This is a genomic window from Moorella naiadis (nom. illeg.) (assembly GCF_051020825.1).
GTDB lineage: Bacteria > Bacillota > DSM-521 > Neomoorellales > Neomoorellaceae > Neomoorella > Neomoorella naiadis.
The window spans coordinates 1-21,193 of record NZ_JAXGFQ010000018.1 but is presented as its reverse complement, the minus strand read 5'-3'; the positions used below and the strand labels follow the sequence as shown (position 1 = coordinate 21,193).

At 48.1% G+C, this 21,193-nt stretch carries 11 protein-coding genes and 1 CRISPR repeat array; of the genes, 10 read left to right on the top strand and 1 reads right to left on the bottom strand.

Annotation, left to right across the window (positions count from 1 at the left end):
* Positions 1–35 precede the first annotated feature (35 nt).
* Positions 36–1,208 (top strand): MFS transporter, encoded by a 1,173-nt coding sequence (locus SDD30_RS11800; RefSeq protein ID WP_434075118.1) that lies wholly within the window; start codon positions 36–38, stop codon positions 1,206–1,208.
* 153 nt (positions 1,209–1,361) lie between these two features.
* Here SDD30_RS11800 and SDD30_RS11795 read toward each other — a convergent pair whose 3' ends face one another.
* Positions 1,362–2,384, bottom strand: a complete 1,023-nt coding sequence (locus tag SDD30_RS11795; RefSeq protein WP_434075117.1) for a helix-turn-helix transcriptional regulator — start codon at positions 2,382–2,384, stop codon at positions 1,362–1,364.
* A 222-nt stretch (positions 2,385–2,606) separates the two neighbouring features.
* Here SDD30_RS11795 and SDD30_RS11790 point away from each other — a divergent pair, with 222 nt between their 5' ends.
* From SDD30_RS11790 to cas2, 9 genes are all read left to right on the top strand, one after another.
* Positions 2,607–3,767, top strand: coding sequence for an MGDG synthase family glycosyltransferase (locus SDD30_RS11790; RefSeq protein WP_434075116.1), 1,161 nt, complete (start codon positions 2,607–2,609; stop codon positions 3,765–3,767).
* Positions 3,768–4,565: 798 nt separating this feature from the next.
* Entirely contained in the window at positions 4,566–5,300 is a 735-nt protein-coding gene (locus tag SDD30_RS11785) for a CRISPR-associated endoribonuclease Cas6 (RefSeq protein ID WP_434075115.1), read from the top strand.
* Between the two features lie 3 nt (positions 5,301–5,303).
* Positions 5,304–6,797, top strand: a complete 1,494-nt coding sequence (locus SDD30_RS11780; protein WP_434075114.1) for a Cas8a1 family CRISPR/Cas system-associated protein — start codon at positions 5,304–5,306, stop codon at positions 6,795–6,797.
* Between the two features lie 38 nt (positions 6,798–6,835).
* Positions 6,836–8,050, top strand: a complete 1,215-nt coding sequence (cas7i, locus tag SDD30_RS11775) for a type I-B CRISPR-associated protein Cas7/Cst2/DevR (RefSeq protein WP_434075113.1) — start codon at positions 6,836–6,838, stop codon at positions 8,048–8,050.
* Positions 8,050–8,955 carry a type I-B CRISPR-associated protein Cas5b gene (gene cas5b, locus SDD30_RS11770; RefSeq protein ID WP_434075112.1) on the top strand — a complete coding sequence of 302 codons (906 nt, stop codon included), beginning with the start codon at positions 8,050–8,052 and terminating at the stop codon, positions 8,953–8,955. Before cas7i ends, cas5b begins: the two co-directional genes overlap by 1 nt.
* Positions 8,939–11,695, top strand: a complete 2,757-nt coding sequence (gene cas3 / locus SDD30_RS11765) for a CRISPR-associated helicase Cas3' (protein ID WP_434075149.1) — start codon at positions 8,939–8,941, stop codon at positions 11,693–11,695. Before cas5b ends, cas3 begins: the two co-directional genes overlap by 17 nt.
* Positions 11,688–12,221, top strand: a complete 534-nt coding sequence (gene cas4, locus SDD30_RS11760) for a CRISPR-associated protein Cas4 (protein ID WP_434075111.1) — start codon at positions 11,688–11,690, stop codon at positions 12,219–12,221. The genes cas3 and cas4 overlap by 8 nt, the downstream gene beginning before the upstream one ends.
* Positions 12,222–12,269: 48 nt before the next feature.
* Entirely contained in the window at positions 12,270–13,238 is a 969-nt protein-coding gene (cas1b, locus tag SDD30_RS11755) for a type I-B CRISPR-associated endonuclease Cas1b (protein ID WP_434075110.1), read from the top strand.
* A gap of 1 nt (position 13,239) precedes the next feature.
* Complete coding sequence (gene cas2, locus SDD30_RS11750; protein ID WP_434075148.1) at positions 13,240–13,521, top strand: CRISPR-associated endonuclease Cas2; 282 nt, start codon at positions 13,240–13,242, stop codon at positions 13,519–13,521.
* A gap of 88 nt (positions 13,522–13,609) precedes the next feature.
* Positions 13,610–21,056: a CRISPR direct-repeat array (repeat unit 29 nt; unit sequence GTACCAATCGGCCATAGAGGAATCTGAAC).
* Between the last annotated feature and the right edge of the window lie 137 nt (positions 21,057–21,193).

The following is a 21,193-nucleotide window of genomic DNA, read 5'->3' as shown; positions in this document are numbered from 1 at the left end:
CAGTCGCGTCAAACCATCTAAAGGGTGATTTTATTTTGGCTAAAGGGCTAGACGATTTTAAAAATATTTCTTTAGCCTTACCCCTGTGGACCAGGGACTTTATCCTATTATCCCTGGCTAACCTTTTTGTTTTTACCGGTTTCCAGATGCTCATGCCTACCCTGCCTAAATATGTAGCCGCCCTGGGCGGCAATAGCCTGGTAGTAGGTTTTACCATTGGCATCTTCACTATTTCGGCGGTGCTGGTACGGCCCTGGCTGGGGCGGGAGATGGACCGCCGCGGCCGGCGGGGCATCTATCTCTTTGGCCTTTTGATTTTCGTGCTGGCGGTGCTGGCCTACTCCATGGCCACGTCCATTTTATTTTTACTGCTTTTGCGCCTTATCCACGGGGTAGGTTGGGGCGGTTCTACCACTGCTGGTGGGACTATGGTGACGGACGTCCTGCCGCCGCAACGGCGGGCTGAGGGGATGGGTTACTATGGCCTCTTTTCCAACCTGGCCATGGCCATTGCCCCGGCTCTGGGTTTAGCCCTTCTGGAGCAAACCAGTTTTCAGATACTCTTCCTGACATCGGCCGCCCTGGCCCTGGCCGCGGCCTTGGTAGTCAGCAGGGTAAAAGTACCGCCGGTAGCCGGCCAGGGTGGGTCGCCACCGGCCCTTTTTGAACCTCGGGCCTGGCGCCCGTCTTTGATTGCTTTTTTTCTGACCATCAGCTATGGTGGGGTGGTAACCTTTCTGACCCTCTACGCCGCCGAGCGCAACATTGCCAATATCGGGCTTTTCTTCACCTTTTATGCTGCGGCCCTCATGCTTATCCGGCCCTTCGCCGGTATGGTGGCAGACCGGAGCGGACCGGCCCCCATACTGATACCGGGCTTGCTGGCCACCGCCCTGGCCACCCTCCTCCTTTCCCTGGCCGGGAGTCTCCAGGTCTTTCTGATGGCGGGGGTACTTTACGGTCTGGGTTTTGGTTCTGTCCAACCTACCCTCCAGGCCATGGCCGTAGCCGATGTTGCCCCCAACCGCCGCGGCGCGGCCAATGGTACCTTTTTTTCTGCTTTTGACCTGGGGATCGGCCTGGGGTCTACTCTCCTCGGGGCGGTGGCCCAGTTTACCGGTTTTGCCGGTATGTATGCGCTGGCCTCCCTTTTTAGCCTGGGGGGGCTTATAGTTTTCCTACTGGGTCAAAGGAGAATAACTACTTGATTATGACCTGCTTATCACTCTATAAGGAAACCCCGGCTTTAGCCGGGGCTATGGTAACTGTTCACAGAATTACCCGCTGCGTCAGGGCCTCTAAGAACGCATCATCAGCCTTGCGGGAACGAATTTCCCCGCGGCTGGGGCGCTAAAACCACCTTAAACTTCATCACTATATATCTCGGCCAGGGTACGGGCATCCCGGGCCATTTCCTGCCGTAGCTCCGGTGGGGACATGACCTCCGCCCGGCCACCGAAACCCAGCAACCAGCGCTTGACTTCATGCAGGCCGCTGAGGTGCATTTTTAACACTAGGCCCCCATCGGGGAGTTCTTCCAGCGCCTGGCTGGGGTGCCACTGGCGCTCTTTGATCCAGCGTGCCTGTTCAGGCTGGAAACGAATAATCACTTCGTATACCCGGGGCCCGCGTTCTATCCCCAGGGAATGCTGCAGGTAAGCTTCAGGGGAGAAATCAGGCGCCATTTTAAATTTTTGCCCGGTCACCTGCCACTGCTGGATGCGGTCCAGGGCAAAGAGGCGTATTTCCCGGCGAAAATGGCAGTAGGCGATAACATACCAGGCGCCTTTATAAAAACGCAGGTGGTAGGGGTCGATTAAACGCCCGGTGACGGTATCCCGGCTGGCTGTATAATAAACAATATGTACCGAACAATTGGTCTGGATGGCCTGGCAGAGATCGCTGTAGACGGCGGCCAGCTTTTCGGCGTCACCCCTTAAAGTTTCAATAGCAAAGGAGATATCTTCATCCAGCAGGGCCAGGTCTACTGTTAATTTCTCGGGGAGCATAACTTTTAATTTAGTTAAAGCACCCTGGACTATCTGGCCGAAGGGGGTGCCGCCGAACTGGCTTAAGAGCCGCTGGCCCAGGTACAGGGTTAGGAGTTCACCTTCAGTCAGCCGTAAGGGCGGCAAGCTGAAGGTTTTTTCGTAGCGATAGCCCCGGTGCCAGTTGTCATAGACAATGGGCGCCCCGAAAGAATCCCGCAGGATCTGGATATCTCTTTCGATTGTCCGCGAAGAAACCTCCAGGCGCTCGGCGATAGCGGCCACGTTGGGGTAGCGGCCGGCGGCAATCCAGCGGTGGATGGTGTAGATGCGCGTCAGGGATTGGCGGCTGACACCGTCAATCCCGATTTTGTTTCTTTTAAGGACCAGGCTCACTAAAATCTCCTCCAGCTTATTTATTCGCGCTTGCTTAGCTTTTTCCTTTAGCGGGAAGAAATTCCTCCGCAATGAGATGTATTTCTATCGTTTGCTGGCGGCGGTATGCCGTGATGAGGGGTTCCGCATTATGGTATAATTTTGGTAGCCGGGGACAAAGGGAGAATAGTTGAACCCTGGCTATTTTCGAAGGCAGAAATTACTTTAAGGGTGGCAGTAACTATGACCGGTAAAGCCGATGTCCTTATACTTACCTCAAGTTACGGCGGTGGCCACCTTCAGGCCTCCCGGGCTTTGATGGAGGGTCTTCAGGCCCTGGCTCCCGATATGAGTTACGCCATTGTCAACTTTATGGCTGAAGTGAGCCCCTTGGCTAACCGCCTGGTGGAAGTCTCCTACCGTCGTGCCGTCATTCATGCCCCTTTTCTGTGGCGGCAGTTTTATCATCTCACTTCCCGTTACAACAACCCCACTTCCGGCTGGCAGTGCCAGTTGAACCGGCTGCTTCTTTTCTGGGCCCGTTCCCTCCTGGCCCTTTATCAACCCCGGGTAGTAGTCAGCACCTTTCCCGTGCCCGCCGGGGTGATGGGGGAATTAAAAAGGCGCTATCTCATGAGCTTGCCCCTGGTAACCATTATTACTGATCAAACTGTCCACAACCAATGGTTACACCCGGCCACCGATCTCTACCTGGTGGGTTCGGAGTATGTCCGGCGCCAGCTGGTTTACCGGGGAATAGAACCGGAAAGGATAGCCGTTACTGGTATTCCTATCAGCCCGGCTTTTGCCGCCAGACGGGCTCCTTTGTCTACCAGGTCGGAGCTGGGACTCGATCCGCATTTGCCAGTGGTCCTAGTGATGACCGGGGCTGAAGGCATGCTTCCCCAGGCTCCGAAGTTGTGCCGCCACCTGGCCTGTTTACCCTCCCCGCGCCAGGTTGTAGTTATATCCGGGCGCAATACAAGCTTACGGACAAAGGTAAAAGCCGAGGTCGATGGCTGCCCGTGGCCCGTCCTGGTCCTGGGTTTTGTCAATAATGTCGAGGCCTGGATGGCGGCTGCCGACGTACTGGTAGGTAAAGCCGGCGGCCTGTCTACTTCTGAAGCCCTGGCCAGGGAACTGCCCATGGTAATTATCCGTCCTATACCCGGCCAGGAGGAAGCCAATACGCGTTTTCTGACCCGGGCAGGGGCCGCCCGGCGTGCCCGGGATGTGCATGAGGCTGTAGCTATGACCGAAGAGATATTACAGGACCCGGAGATTGCCCGGGCTATGCGCCGGTCCGCTGCCGGCATCGCCCGCCCCAGTGCTGCTTACGAGGCAGCCGCTATGGTATTGGCCCTGAGTAAAGAAAGTTATGGATCTACCCTGGTAGCTAACTAAACCTCTGAGCTATTCTATCCGGCGCAGCCGATTACCTCACTACCCCGGCCACCATCACCGCCCGCCGTCCCTGTGAGCCATTCTATTCTGAACGGCCGGTTGCTTTCGAATCAGGCTACCGATTCAAGTACAAAAGACGCAGGCCCAGGAGGCATTCCAGCGTGGCCAGTCGCATCTGAATAGAGTAACTGTCCAGGTGCAAAAAGATGCATCCCTGGAGGTTGTCAAGTGCAGTCAGTTACATCCGGAAGTAGTGTGGGTAGTTGTAACTGGCCTTTACCAAGGAAATAACTCGCCCTGTCATTTTCATTCTTCTGCTGTGCTACCTGGCGGCATACGCGCCTTTGCATACCTTCAGTATAAACCTCCATTAGCGCCCCCAGTCTCTTTTTTATACCCCTCTGGGCCCTAAATTTCGTAGATAATTTTTTGGCAAACATATGTACCCGACAGTATTTGGCGGTGGTGAGGATTATATTAGAAACAGGCCCGGTGGGAATGGGTAAGAAGAGGAGGGGATTTGGGTTTTGCCCGAATCAGAAGAGGGTAAGGGGTCAAAGGATAAATTTAAAATCATCTTTCGTTGACCGTGGGGTGCAGAATATGGGTTGTACGAAATACCCATTACAGTTAAAAGACGACACTGAAAGAAGGATATTCCATGATCATGTCGAAAGAAGATATAACGATTTTATATAGAGGTGGAGCTGGGGGCTATGGTTGGTTTAAAAAGGGGTGAAAGTGGAATTATAAGGCACCCAAAACGGCAATTAATGCAGCACAAGGCTTATTTTGGAGGTGATTAACCTGCGTTTACTAATCATCCTCGAGCCAGTAAAGGAAGGGGGGCGGGAGCTAACCATTCCCCTCGACTTTCGTCGCTATTTTATTTCGCTGCTCAAAACCCTGGCGGATACTTCATTCCTTGCCCAACGGTTTACCCTGGCAAAACCGGGCTATAGTCCCTATGTATTTTCAGTGGGGTTCACCCGGATTACGGCTTTAAATACCCCTAGAAACAAAATGACCTGCCGGCCACCACTTTTTATGACCATTTCCACCGGTATTTTCGATGTAATGACTGCTCTGGTGAATGGAGCCGTTGCTTTAAAAGGCAAAGAGACAGTCCTGGGATTGTACTTAAAAGATGTGCTTCTCCAGCCATTAAAGCAAATCCAGAGTTCGACCCAAAAGTTTCGTTTCCAGAGCCATGCCATCTTGAGAGGTCCCAGTGGTTATATTGATGGCTCGGATGTAGAAGAAATGGAGGAAGCCATTAATACCCACCTTTATAAGCGTCATGGTTTTTTGGTTAAAGAATATCACTTGGAAAAAATTAGACTTAATCCCATTCGCGTGATAACCCCATCTAATTATTATAAAGGAGTCTGTTTTCACTATGGTGGGGAGTTGACCACTATCCAGGGTCACATTCATTTACAGGGGAACCAGGAGACTTTGCAGTTTCTTTATGATTACGGTTTGGGAGTCAGGACAGGCCAGGGTTTCGGCCTGCTGGAGGTGGACAACTAAGCTATGCAAGATGTAGAGATTTATCCTGCCTCCTGGTACTACAATGCCTGCGTCCAGGGGTTTCTGGAGGTATTGGCATGGGGTTTGGGTAACGAAGGTGAAGAAATAATAACTGAACAGATTTTACGAAGTGATGGCCGGGCCGTTATTCCCGGAGACCTGATGACTGCGGCCTTCAGTCCCCGGTGCATACCTTATGAAGGACCTCCCCTGAAAGAAGTGCCGGAAAAATTACCCATTTTGAAAAGGATCGGTTGGTGGTGGATAGAAAAAAGCTTTAAGGAGGGTTTTATTTCTAATAGTAATAAAAACAGAAAGGATAATAATCCAACTGATGAAGAAAAGATTAATATGGTTTTTGGAAGGTTATTCCATTTCAAAAAGGGCTATTATCCTAACTTAGCCAATCTAGCCCATCTCAAAAGTGTTAAGAGTAAAGTGGAATTCTTGAACTTATGGTTTGACGTGGAGCGTATCGATACATTAAAAAAGGCAACATGTAGCTTTTGTGGTCAAAAGATTGAGCTAAATAAAATCGACAATATTTATAGCACCTTTTTTTTACTACCGATGTCAATTCATCTCGGCAATAGTTACGAAGAATTTCCTAACCTTTTTTGGGATGGAACACCTAACCTTATTATGTGCAAACAATGTCGTTCCTATTTTTTATGTTTTCATCTGGTGAGCAAGAATGGTTTTTTCATTAATACAGATTCCTTATTAGTTAACTGGTATTTGAATCATCTCCTTGCTGGAAAGATCGATAGCGATTACCATCAATCAATTTTAAATGCTTTGCAGTACAACCGTCAATTAAGAAATGCCATAAGTAGTTGGGGATTACAGAATACGGAGATATTGTTATTCGGACCAAAAGATGTGAGATATTACCCCATCTCTGCAAGACTTGTCCGGCTTTTGCTTATACCTCAGGTAGCTACATTAATAGGGCGGATTCATAAAGATACTAAACTTCCGTCCGCCGTAAACATAGTTTGGGAGATCATTCTTCAAGAGCGTTTTGATTATCTACCAATTGTAATTTTCAAGTCCTTGAGGGCACAGCTTACTGGAAAAAATAAAGAAAAAGATCCAGAAGTTATTTTCTCTAGTCAAAAGAACGACTGGCCGGTGAATAACCTTATTCAACTTTATTTTACCATAAAGCAGCAAATAGCTAATAATAAAGGTGGTGCAATTATGGGCAATATTAACTTAAGAGAAATCCGGCAGGAGGCAAGGAGGGCTCCTTTAGATTTGAATACCAATACCGGAAAAAATCTGGCCTATCGTTTAATGGAATTGACTAGATTAAACAAAAAGACAGAGGTTTATCACTTACTTTTAAGATTATATCTTTCCAGCGGCACTAAGCAACAATTCCCTGTTCCCCTGGCCAGGTTGTTTGAAACTAATGACAGTGAGTCGTTTAAGGCCGGTATTTATGCCTTCATTGCTGGGTTAAGTTGCTCTGATACTCAAGAAGACAGTTAACCGTATCAATTTATTATTTGAAAGGAGTTGCACATTTAATGAAGACCAAAGGGATAACGGCAACAGTTATTTTTGAGAGTGCGGCTGTCAACCGCGATGAAAAGCTGGCAGGTAATATTACCTCAATAAAGAAACTATCACGTTTCGATGGTACTTATTCCTTCTTGAGCAGGGCGTTTATGAGGCACCATATGTTTGTCACTTTCAAGTATCTATTTGATTGGAAGGATGCTCCGACTGTAATTGCAAAAGAAGTGATCCAACATGATTTCCCGAAAGCCAACATTGTTGAATATCCCGAAATTGATTTCTTCGGTTTTATGAGAACAGAAGATAAACAAAATAAGAAGAAAACTCAACAAGAAAAGACTGAAAACGGGGGAACTAAAGACCAAAATGATAGTAATAAAAATAGTACTATTATCCGCAAAGCTCCGCTAGGCATTACTAAAGCAATTTCCATAGAAACCTGGCAAGGCGATATGGCCTTTTATGCTAATCATGATATGGTCCGAAGAGCAACGCTTGATGGGTATAGTGCCGATCCCAATCCTTTTCAAAAAGAAGAGCACTATTCTTTTTACCGTTTATCCTTCACCCTAGATCTTTGCCGTTTAGGTTATCAGGATATCTGTATAGTTGGTGAAGATAATCTTAAGGCATTTATAAATTGGTGGGAGAAGTATTCGGATATCTTATCATCGGAAGACAAGGAAGGGTTGATGGAGAGTTTAGATGATCTAGGACGGTCGGGTTGTTTTCCTCAAGAAATGATATGGCGTAAAATCTCGAAGTCGAAGAAAAGTGATAAAGCACAGGGCTTTGTAGGATTTCTAAAGGACAATAAAGCGGCAAAGAATAATAAAATGGCTAGAGTTGCCTTTGTACTCAGTAAATCCAAGCGCCACGAACGTATAAGACAATTCTTAACCGTACTCAAAAATGGCTTTATTGTCCATTCTGGTACGGAGGATTATGGCATGGTACCGTTATTTATTATTCTAGGAAATTTAAAGGTACCAGCACCTATTTTCAACAGCGAGGTTAGATTAAAGGATGGCAAAATTGGGGCCGAGCCTCTAAATAGGGCGCTCAAAAATGATTATTTATTGGAGGCCTGGTATGATGGCGATTTACCAGTTGACGGAATTTTAACGGGTGATGCCCTTAAAAAATGGGATAGCGTAGACGCTGTATTAAAGGCGATAAACGAAAGGGAAAAATCCGAGATAGCACCGGGGGTTGAAGAGTAATGGTTACCGAAGCAAATGGAACTCTATCGGTTTTCCTGCTGCAATTGAAGGCCCCGACAGCTCATTTCCGGGTTATCCATAGCAAAAATCCCCTAAAAACCTATCCCCTTCCCCCTTATTCCACGGTTATAGGTCTGCTGGCTAATATCCTGGGCGATGAAGCTAAAATCGCTGCGCTGTTGACGGGCAGATTGGCCCTGGGGATCCTGGCTCAACATGAGTATTTGACCAAGGAATATACCTGGCTACGTAATATGAGCCCAAGCGCCCATAAAAACCGGTTTTTTTCCGTCTATAACCGCCAATGGCAGGAAACCCCGGAACATCCCGGCGGCCAGAGCCCGGTTGTGGTTGAGGTTTTAAATGAAGTAAAGGTTTATATCTATCTCTACCATCATAATGCCGCTATAGTCGCTTCCCTGCAAGAAAACCTCAGCCATCCAGAAAGATGGCTGAGCCATCTGCACCTGGGCCGCGCTGAAGATTGGGCTATGGTAGACAAGACGACTGTATTGGAGCTCAGGCCTTCAAATACCGCCTCCGATCTCCAGAAGGCCTGTGACTATTACCAGTGGATGCCTGCACCGATTAAGGCCTATGGGTTGGGCGATCTGCTTGCAACTAACGATTATACCAGCCTCTACAATAAAATGCAGGGCAATGTTATGCTGGTAACTTCCCTTTATAAACGGGTCCCGGTACCTTATGAGAGCGGCAGGAAAGGTCTGATCCGTAACTTTACCCACATCCCGGCCCGCCTCTGTTGTAGCCAGGTTCCTTTCCTGGATAACTTTAACTTACCGACCTTATTGGTAGACACGGAACTGAAGACCCCGGTTTACATGGCAGCAATAGATTGCGGAGCGAAGGGGATGGTCACCGGTGTCAATGACGATGCTGGCTAAAAGTAATGGCGTAAGCTTAACGAAACATACCGCCGATGTACTGGCGGCGGTCGAGGTTTTGCGGGAAAGGTTGAATGGCCAAGTACCCGATGAGTGGTGGCTTGGTTTACTGTATGCTGCTTTGCTCCACGATTTGGGCAAAATTGATCCTGCTTTCCAGGAACGGTTAACGAAGGCGGGGACGAGAAAAAGGAATGGCGGCGTATTTGAGGGCAAGCCTATGGAAGCGGCGAAACCTGATATACCCCATAGCATCTTTTCTTTCTTTTTTATCAGACCGGAGCGCTTTGCTTTTGCAGACCCCTACTTTGCCCATACGGTAATTTCCGCCGTTGTTTTTCATCACTGGCGGGAGAGCTTTCCAGATTACTTGCTGGGTAATCAGGAGTACCGTATCAAGGAAAAGGCCCAGGAATTGAAGAAAGGCAGGCAAAACTGGGTCCAGTGGAGTCAAGAACTTTTTACCGAACTTGCTCTTTTAGCCAAAAAATACGGCTTGGATCCGGCAGTAATGGGTCTTAACAATACCCTGGTAGATTATCTTTCTTTTAATTCGTTGGGTGCGGCCGGGCTCCTTATACCACCCTACACCCTAGTATACCTTCCGCAACAGATTAAGGCCAGGGTTGCCGGCGAGGAAAAGAGGGACAGAGCTAGAATCTTTATTGCCGGCAACCTCATGCGTGCTGACCACTTTGCTTCCATGATAGAGGATAGCAGGACCGGGCTGGATATGGATGCTATTGAAACGGGGCGGATGTTCACCAGCAACGAAATCGGGGAATGTTTATACGATAGGTTTGGTCAGCGTGATTACTGGCAAAGGATATTTTTTATTAAGCATCCGCAACTGGCAGGCAAGAACCTGGTGCTGGTGGCACCGACAGGATATGGGAAGACCGAGTTTGCCTACCTGTGGGGAGCAGGTAAAAAGAATTTCTTTATCCTGCCTATGCGAGTAGCAGTCAATAAGATATGGCAACGCACCAGGGATATCGTTAATGAATTGGGGGGCAGGGGTGATGACTGTGTAGCTCTTTTGCATGGTGATGCTGCCCTACAACTCTTTACCAGCTACCGCTCCCGGGGCGACCTGGATAGTGAAGGTAATACCCGTAAGGCTATGGAACTGGCCCGTCATTTGTCCAGGTCTTATATTATCGCTACAGCTGACCAAATTGCCCCGGCGGCCCTTAGATATCCCGGTTACGAACGGATCTTTGCCGCTCTTATGAATGGGGTGCTGGTTATCGACGAAGTCCAGGCCTATGACCCCAGGGCCGCCGCCATTATGACCCACCTGGTACAGCAAAACACTTATCTGGGTGGTTGTAACCTCATTATGACGGCAACCCTGCCACCCTTTATCCGTGAAGAACTTACCAAACGCCTGAACCTATCCGATGACCAGGTTATACGCCTTATTGATGAGCCGGAATTTCAGGGGGGTGCTTCATCTTGTCGCCACCGCCTGGGCTTTATAATCCATGCAGGCGATTTTGCTACCGCTGTAAAGGAAATTATCCTGGCTGCTACCAGGGGTAAAAAGGTCCTGGTAGTCATGAACACCGTGAAGGCAGCCTGTAAAGTTTTCGATGCAATTCAGGCGGGACTACGACATGAGCATCTGGATATTAAGACAGCCCTTCTTCATTCCCGCTTTACTATAAGCGACAGGAGTAAGCGGGAACAATTGGTGTTTGAATATATGCCCAATATGGTTCAGCGGGATCCAGGTCCCTGCATTGTTGTGGCTACTCAAATTGTGGAGGCCTCGCTGGATTTAGATGCGGATATTCTTTTTAGCGAACCCTCACCTTTAGACAGTATGATCCAGCGGATGGGACGGGTTTTCCGCCGCTACGCCCGGGAATTGGGTGATTTCGCACCTGCTGAGGCCAATGTCATTATCATGATCGATGCAGGTAATAAAGGGCGTAAAGATAATTCCATTTCAGATGAAACTACTCTGGATAAAAAGAAGAAGCAAAGAAACGATGTCCAACTGGCTTCAGGACTAGGAAGGGTCTACAATAGAGACCTGATGGCTCTTTCCCTGGTAATTATTCTAATGGCTATGGAGGGGCAGGAATATAACTTAAAGGAGATCCCGGAAAAACTGGCAACTAAGCCGTGGCAGGAGTGTTTTAAGAAAAAGAAAGGGAAAACAGGTGAAATTAACCAGCAGCTGGTGGAGATTATTCAAAGGGTTAACGGGAAAACTTTATGCTTAACGGAAAAGCAAAAGCAGAATTGGATTGAATTAACCTACGGGACCCTGGATAAGATGCGCCAGAATGAGAAACTGGCTATAGACGATTATATTAAGACTTTTGTGGAGACCCTGGCGACCCTTGATCACGGTTATTGTTCCGACCGTAAAAAGGACGCTGAAAGGCTCTTCCGGGACGTAAGTGATGTAACCGGTATTCCCGTAGAAAAAGAGGAAGAATTTTATCAGCGGATTCGGGCTTGGCTTGCCGGCAAAAAGATTGCGGATCTAAATTTTTTGGAGCTTAATGTTGACATCCTTCCCGAGTTTACCGTCAGTTGTTCTTATTACTCGACATCCAACGGGGAAAAGCTCAAGGATTTAGATCTTGATGCCATGCTTCCTCCAGATAGCGGTGATGGGGACCTGGCTAAGGTCAGGGATAGATTGGAAAGGTGGTTAGATGGGATATTCATTCTGGATCTACCTTACGACCAGGTTAAGGGGTTAGTGTTACAAAATGAATAGTGATTTAGCCAGCGAAGTACGAGCGGCCAGCATTACTGGTACCATGGTGGCTTATTATTATATCTGTCACCGGAAGCTATGGCTTTTTGCAAAAGGTCTTAACCTGGAGAACATATCAGGCAACCCTGATGTAATCAAAGGTAGGGTGTTGCATGAGAGTAGATTCCAGCGTGAGAGCCATAAAGAAATTAGTTTTGATACTGTTAAAATCGATTTCTTACATTACGGTGACCAGGTTTACGTTCACGAGGTCAAGAAAAGCAAGAAGTTCGAAGAGGCCCACACCTGGCAGCTGAAATATTATATATACCTGCTGCAAAGTAAAGGCGTTAATTGTTCCTCGGGGGTAATTCATTACCCGGCCAGTATGCGTAAGGAAGAAGTATATTTTTCTTCAGAGGACCAGGAGCATTTGGAGCAGGCCCTGGCCGGGATAAAGGCTGTCCTTAATGAGCGGGTACCTAAGAAAAAAGGCGGCCGTAGGATCTGTTCCCGTTGCGCTTATTTTGATTTCTGTTATGTTTGAAACAGCAGACTAATTTCTATTTCGATATGGTGAGGCGGGAAGACCTCAATGAGCAGGACATACTATGTGTTTTCTCCAGGGCGTCTCCAACGAAGGGATAACACCCTGGCTTTAGAGTTTCAAGGAGAGCGACGGGTGATACCGGTTGAGGATGTTGATCATATTTATTGTTTTTCCGAACTTGACCTGAATACCAGGCTTTTGGATTTTCTAGCGCAAAAACAAATTTGCCTTCATTTATTTAATCACTATGGTTATTACTCGGGTAGCTTTATTCCTCGAGAAAGCCAATTATCTGGGTTTCTCCTGGTAAAACAAGTGGAGCATTACCTGGATCCTGGTAAACGACTGGTGTTGGCTAGGACTTTTGTCACAGGGGCACTGCATAATATTCGCCGCAACCTGGAGAAAAGGGAATATGAAGATACATGTAAGAAGCTGGATGAAATTAAGGAAGGCATCAGTAAAACAGCGTTTATTGATGAGCTGATGAGTTTGGAGGCCCATGGCCGCAAGGCCTATTATGATCGCTGGGAAGAGATTACCGGCTGGGAATTTAGCAGTCGTAGCAAACGCCCGCCGGGCAATGCCTTAAATGCCCTTATATCCTTTGGCAATGCCATGATGTATACGACAGTTTTGAAGGAGATATATCGTACTGCTTTAAACCCGACTATTAGTTATCTACATGAGCCCTCAGAAAGGCGATATTCTTTATCCCTGGATATCGCTGAGATATTTAAGCCCGTCTTTGTCGATAGGATCATTTTCCGGTTAATTAACCTGGGCATGATCAAGGAAAACCATTTTGATACAAATGTTAATTCTGCCTACCTCACCGAAGAAGGAAGAAGGATTTTTGTCAAAGAGTTTGAGGAGACCATGGAAAAGACCATTTTACATCGCAACCTGAAGAGGAATATTCGTTATAAAAGCTTGATACGGTTGGATCTCTATAAGTTAATTAAGCATCTCCTTGGTGAGGAAAGCTATTCCCCTATGAAGGTGTGGTGGTAATATTAGAGTAATTCTTGTTTACGATATTAACACGGAAGACAATGACGGTAAACGGCGGCTATTGAAAATCATGAAGACCAGCCGAAAATATCTTTCTCATGTACAGAAATCAGTTTTCGAGGGCGACATTACTGAGGGGCAAATTACTTTGCTTAAGAAGGAGGTGCTGGGCATAGTTAATAAGGGAAAGGATTTTGTTATTATTTACAGTCTTAAAGACGGTGTTAAGTTAAATCGCGATATCTTAACTGATACTCCAGATCCCACCAATAATTTTCTGTAAGCTGTCGATAGTTTGCAAAACCGGAGGTTTGACGCAGGATTTGGTTTTAAGCTACTCAAACCTAAGGTGGGACAACTATTTTTTTGCAGTACCAATCGGCCATAGAGGAATCTGAACAAGCATGGGCAGCTTATTGTTTAATCAAGAGTACATGTACCAATCGGCCATAGAGGAATCTGAACTCTGCGCCGGGGCCTTTGATACCGTCGTATTGCAGGGTACCAATCGGCCATAGAGGAATCTGAACATCATGGTTTGCGGGTCCAAGCACCTTTGCGCCACGTACCAATCGGCCATAGAGGAATCTGAACTCAATTTCCTGCACGTAAGCAGCGCGGGTCAAATCTAGTACCAATCGGCCATAGAGGAATCTGAACTGCCTTCCGGCTGGTTCGCTTTGGCGCAGGTATACGGTACCAATCGGCCATAGAGGAATCTGAACGGATACTTCTTACGCCTGGCACGGGACGAAAAGCGTGTACCAATCGGCCATAGAGGAATCTGAACTTCCGTCACGACCTGCCGGAATTCCCGTGCCTCATGTACCAATCGGCCATAGAGGAATCTGAACGGCAGACCCAAATAGGGCTACTTCTATCCGGCCCAGGTACCAATCGGCCATAGAGGAATCTGAACATAGGCCATCCATCCAGCAAAACGACCGAAGGGGAGGTACCAATCGGCCATAGAGGAATCTGAACCTTTGACATTTTTACCTCCTTTTGTCCCTACCGCTGTACCAATCGGCCATAGAGGAATCTGAACGAATAAGCGGTGGATGGTCATGACGGTGTTCCAAACTGTACCAATCGGCCATAGAGGAATCTGAACCAGAACCCGGCAGGCCGTGTCCTATGAACCGGCTGGCGTACCAATCGGCCATAGAGGAATCTGAACGGGTTATCCGGGGCTTTTTGCGCAGGCCCTCGTAGCGTACCAATCGGCCATAGAGGAATCTGAACAATCTTCCAGGGCCAGCTTGCCCTTGGCCTTCTTGTCGGGTACCAATCGGCCATAGAGGAATCTGAACCTTCCTTGGATAACGGTAACATCATCACCGACGGGTACCAATCGGCCATAGAGGAATCTGAACGCCTACCGGCACCATGACGATCACCCTGGCTCCCCGGGTACCAATCGGCCATAGAGGAATCTGAACGGCCGAAAAACGGTTCTGGGAGGAACACATTCTGCCGTACCAATCGGCCATAGAGGAATCTGAACTTATCAACTAATCGAAAATAAAAAAGTTAACCCTTCAGTACCAATCGGCCATAGAGGAATCTGAACGGTCTTAGCCTGCTCGTCCGGCATGTCCACGATTTCGTACCAATCGGCCATAGAGGAATCTGAACATGTAAGGCGGCGGGAGTTATCCCGCTATTCTTATAGTACCAATCGGCCATAGAGGAATCTGAACTTGCTCATAACGCGTACAATCCTAATAACGTTGCCATGTACCAATCGGCCATAGAGGAATCTGAACTTGGGTGCTTGGCGAAAACGTTACTGGAATCATCAAGTACCAATCGGCCATAGAGGAATCTGAACAGGGGAATATTATGGTCATCCGTGAGGAAGAAGGAGGTACCAATCGGCCATAGAGGAATCTGAACACTGCCGCACTGGGCGGCCACAGGTTATCCAATCGAAGTACCAATCGGCCATAGAGGAATCTGAACTTCGCAGCCAAAATGGTGGACTTGCAGGTTCTCGGTAGTACCAATCGGCCATAGAGGAATCTGAACCCCAAAGATCCTTGAGAAACATTTTAATCATATAGCGGGTACCAATCGGCCATAGAGGAATCTGAACTCAAATACTTATACTTATAATAGTACTGGTACAAGTGTACCAATCGGCCATAGAGGAATCTGAACACAAAGTTACTTGAAAGGCCGCCTTTCGCTCCGGGCGTACCAATCGGCCATAGAGGAATCTGAACGGGCATCGATTAAATCGTCATGGGCGGATCGTGGATGTACCAATCGGCCATAGAGGAATCTGAACGCTAAAAAAGCGATAGCCTATCGGTCAGGGATAAAGCGTACCAATCGGCCATAGAGGAATCTGAACCTGAAAAAAGCAGGTAGGTTCGCGCTAACGGAATAGTACCAATCGGCCATAGAGGAATCTGAACTTGTCACATTGAAAACCTGCACCCCGGTTGCCAGCAGTACCAATCGGCCATAGAGGAATCTGAACATAGCACTTCTGCCAGGGTAGTCTTGCCTACGCCGTGTACCAATCGGCCATAGAGGAATCTGAACTAGCGATAGCGTCGTTAATATGGCTTTTGGGCAGGTACCAATCGGCCATAGAGGAATCTGAACTCAACATGGTGGACCACTTGCCCTGCATTTTCCCCGGTACCAATCGGCCATAGAGGAATCTGAACTCACACACCCACCCCCGTTATTATTGCAAGAATAAGTACCAATCGGCCATAGAGGAATCTGAACAATATGCGGATATGTGTCGCCTTCCAGGAAGGAAGCAGGTACCAATCGGCCATAGAGGAATCTGAACTAGGGATACTGCAATATTAATGGAGTTATAAAAGCCAGGTACCAATCGGCCATAGAGGAATCTGAACGGAAAAATCTTTCCTGGCTTTCTAAATTTATGCTTGTACCAATCGGCCATAGAGGAATCTGAACTTTTTTATAGACCAGTCAGCAAATGCATCAGCAAAATGTACCAATCGGCCATAGAGGAATCTGAACTGCCTATAAGGCAATCGCTCCTACTGCTGGTGTAGAGTACCAATCGGCCATAGAGGAATCTGAACGCGGCTATTTTAGTTGCTCCTGAAGTTATGCCTTATGTACCAATCGGCCATAGAGGAATCTGAACATTCGTGCCTGTATTTATACGAAATGGCAAGGTTTTGTACCAATCGGCCATAGAGGAATCTGAACGCTGGAGAAAGGCCCGCGGTCTGGCATCGAACAGCGTACCAATCGGCCATAGAGGAATCTGAACAACGGGGATACGGGTGGGAAACTAATCCTTGGGTATGTACCAATCGGCCATAGAGGAATCTGAACTTAGTTATATGCCATACCCTGGCCGGTACGACTTAGTACCAATCGGCCATAGAGGAATTTGAACTCTTATCATGGTTAGCCAGATACCAGGCTTTTTCGTTGGTACCAATCGGCCATAGAGGAATCTGAACAACTGCAACCGCCGCCACTCGGTCATAAACCGCCCCACGTACCAATCGGCCATAGAGGAATCTGAACACTGGGGTGATAGCATGATCACTCCAGGCATTTTAAGTACCAATCGGCCATAGAGGAATCTGAACCAAAATTTGAGAAAACCAGATGATGTCAACTACTCGTACCAATCGGCCATAGAGGAATCTGAACTGGCATACAAAGGCATCCCCGTCCGGGGTTTATAGGGTACCAATCGGCCATAGAGGAATCTGAACAATATGACCGCAACAAGGTGGAGATACATTTCCCGGTAGTACCAATCGGCCATAGAGGAATCTGAACGGGGCTGTATACTAATGTCGGCGTGGCCAGGGAGCTGGTACCAATCGGCCATAGAGGAATCTGAACTAGTAATCCCAGAAACATTGCGCCTATGATTTCCATGTACCAATCGGCCATAGAGGAATCTGAACGGGTATCCGATCTCCCGGCGGCGGCATGTTCGGGGAGTACCAATCGGCCATAGAGGAATCTGAACTCTTACAAGCTATACGGTATAATTTTGATGCCTTAAGTACCAATCGGCCATAGAGGAATCTGAACCGCCGGGGCAAAACTGGGCAAAGGTAGCGCACTCATCGTACCAATCGGCCATAGAGGAATCTGAACGGCAACAACAACCAGGTACTGGCCAAAGGCGCAGCGTACCAATCGGCCATAGAGGAATCTGAACAAGAACTTCCGTCAAAATTGTTAACCTGAATTGGCAGGTACCAATCGGCCATAGAGGAATCTGAACGAGCCAGATGTGCTCGCCTTCCCAGGGATAGGCCATGTACCAATCGGCCATAGAGGAATCTGAACCGTAAAATGAGCGAGTCAAGAATGCCGAGAAAACCAGTACCAATCGGCCATAGAGGAATCTGAACGCCCAGGCCGGCATGCTGTCTCCAGCTACGCCGTCTGTACCAATCGGCCATAGAGGAATCTGAACTACTCCAGATAATTTCTGGCAGGTGTGGATCTCAGAGTACCAATCGGCCATAGAGGAATCTGAACCAGCACCGACGGGGTAAATAACGTCCTGGCTATACGGTACCAATCGGCCATAGAGGAATCTGAACCGACGTGGCAGACCGTCTCGTAATCGTGCTGTTGCGTACCAATCGGCCATAGAGGAATCTGAACGGGGTAACGGCAACACTGATACCCTTTTTTATCGTGGTACCAATCGGCCATAGAGGAATCTGAACCGGGTATTATGACCGCATCGAACCCGGCGAACAAGTACCAATCGGCCATAGAGGAATCTGAACCGGGTATTATGACCGCATAGAGCCCGGCGAACAACTGTACCAATCGGCCATAGAGGAATCTGAACGGTGAATATAAAGCAAAAGATTATGAAGAGATAATAGTACCAATCGGCCATAGAGGAATCTGAACCTGCGCCGGACATCGATAGCCCGGTAAGCCGGTTCCGTACCAATCGGCCATAGAGGAATCTGAACGGTGAATATAAAGCAAAAGATTATGAAGAGATAATGTACCAATCGGCCATAGAGGAATCTGAACCGGCCAGCGGGCCGCAGGTAAGCGTCACTACAGGAGTACCAATCGGCCATAGAGGAATCTGAACTGAAACAGTTATTACTTCAAGGACGAGGTATATTAAGTACCAATCGGCCATAGAGGAATCTGAACTGATCCAGGACGCCCTTGCCGACGAGGAAAAGGGCGTGTACCAATCGGCCATAGAGGAATCTGAACCCCCACTGGGGGATTATGATATCGAACTCCTCTGCAGGTACCAATCGGCCATAGAGGAATCTGAACCGGTGCAAGACGGCGTAGCCGGAGACAGCATGCCGGTACCAATCGGCCATAGAGGAATCTGAACTGAACATCGCCGAAACTGGATCAGCGGGACCTATTACGTACCAATCGGCCATAGAGGAATCTGAACCCCAGAAGGTCTGACTATTGGCCGTAAGGCTGCCAGTACCAATCGGCCATAGAGGAATCTGAACTTCACCTGGCCCCTTTCATATTCTCGGACTCAAACAGGTACCAATCGGCCATAGAGGAATCTGAACTTCCCGGCGTTTCGACGTATATGCACCATTCCGGCGTACCAATCGGCCATAGAGGAATCTGAACTCGTTTTTGCCTTCTAAATCGCTTTCTTCGCCGCTTGTACCAATCGGCCATAGAGGAATCTGAACGTAAATCGCCGTCGTTCCCCACCTGGAATTCCCCATGTACCAATCGGCCATAGAGGAATCTGAACAGTATTGCGCTAACGGCATCGTCATTTTTGACCACGTACCAATCGGCCATAGAGGAATCTGAACATAAAGCCGAAGAGGCGGCTGAGAAGTTCGCCCGGGTACCAATCGGCCATAGAGGAATCTGAACAACATTAAAAGAGGACATCGCCGAAATTAAAGCAGGAGTACCAATCGGCCATAGAGGAATCTGAACGGCAGAAAGAACAGGCGTCCGGGGCCGACACACCTTCGTACCAATCGGCCATAGAGGAATCTGAACCCTACTTGCGATGTTTACGTTCCTCGCTGGCAGACGGGTACCAATCGGCCATAGAGGAATCTGAACTGGAACCACTAACCCGCGTAATAAATAACGCTGTTTGTACCAATCGGCCATAGAGGAATCTGAACCTTTAGTGGGGAGTGGTTGACACCTCTTCCCTCTTTGTACCAATCGGCCATAGAGGAATCTGAACTGCCCTTTGTATTGCCGGATATGACGACAATAAACGTACCAATCGGCCATAGAGGAATCTGAACAAAGGATCACGAAATGATCATGGCAGAGTTTAAGCAGTACCAATCGGCCATAGAGGAATCTGAACGAACACCTGGGCCGAGTTGGTGAAGTCCATGACCGCGTACCAATCGGCCATAGAGGAATCTGAACTGGGGATGTTCCGCCTCACCGAACCTCCCCGTATACGTACCAATCGGCCATAGAGGAATCTGAACTTGCACAGGTAAAAATGCTTGTAATAGGAAAACGAGTACCAATCGGCCATAGAGGAATCTGAACCTAAAATATCTTTACTCAGAACGGGCGAGAAACAGGTACCAATCGGCCATAGAGGAATCTGAACGCCGTAACCGTTATCCCCCCGTCCGGTGTAGAGTTGGGTACCAATCGGCCATAGAGGAATCTGAACTGCCCTTTGTATTGCCGGATATGACGACAATAAACAGGTACCAATCGGCCATAGAGGAATCTGAACATAATATTCTCGACTGAAATGGTAAGAGCGATACTTGTACCAATCGGCCATAGAGGAATCTGAACACGTTCGCAGGAACTTACGCACCAACTCGCACCCCTGTACCAATCGGCCATAGAGGAATCTGAACTGTGTAAGCAATTAGACGGTATGCCTAGCCAAGCCGGGTACCAATCGGCCATAGAGGAATCTGAACTACCATACCAATACCGCTGCCAACCATGATGCAAAGTACCAATCGGCCATAGAGGAATCTGAACCCTGGAATTCCCCGTCTGGCCCCAGGTAAATGTCCGGTACCAATCGGCCATAGAGGAATCTGAACGGGAGATAACCACCTACCTGACGGCTTACACCCATGTACCAATCGGCCATAGAGGAATCTGAACTTGCCACAACCGCCGGGTTGCGCCTGGATATTATTGGTACCAATCGGCCATAGAGGAATCTGAACGACTTTGAGCAGTAGGTGGTGCTCGTCCAGCACCTGTACCAATCGGCCATAGAGGAATCTGAACCCAGGCCAGGAGGTTAAAGCCCGGCCAGCGGTTAGGTACCAATCGGCCATAGAGGAATCTGAACCACCCTGGCCGGGACGACTTATACCGACCAAAGCGCGTACCAATCGGCCATAGAGGAATCTGAACTGGGATTAAGTTTACGGACGCCGAATGGCAGGCACGTACCAATCGGCCATAGAGGAATCTGAACCACTCTGTCCCTCCTGTGTGGGGCACCGACGGCGCAAGTACCAATCGGCCATAGAGGAATCTGAACCATTCACCTGCTGGCTGGTGCCAATATTGATAATTGTACCAATCGGCCATAGAGGAATCTGAACTTGCGTTGGATATTACGTTATATTGCGTTTAAATGTGTACCAATCGGCCATAGAGGAATCTGAACGTAAAATCCCCCTGCCGACATGAGAGGAACGCGCGAGTACCAATCGGCCATAGAGGAATCTGAACCCATTTTAGCATTTATTTCCTTTTTCTCTTTATACACGTACCAATCGGCCATAGAGGAATCTGAACGGGGAATAGGCGTGCAGGTATACTGAGTTTTAATCAGGTACCAATCGGCCATAGAGGAATCTGAACAATACCCGCTGTATAGTTCGATTTCCTTTTTGCCTGCGTACCAATCGGCCATAGAGGAATTGTTTATGATAGCCTAATAGTATACCACCATAGTCATTGAAAAGTACCCCACCCTAAGATAAACTCACTGAAGTAGG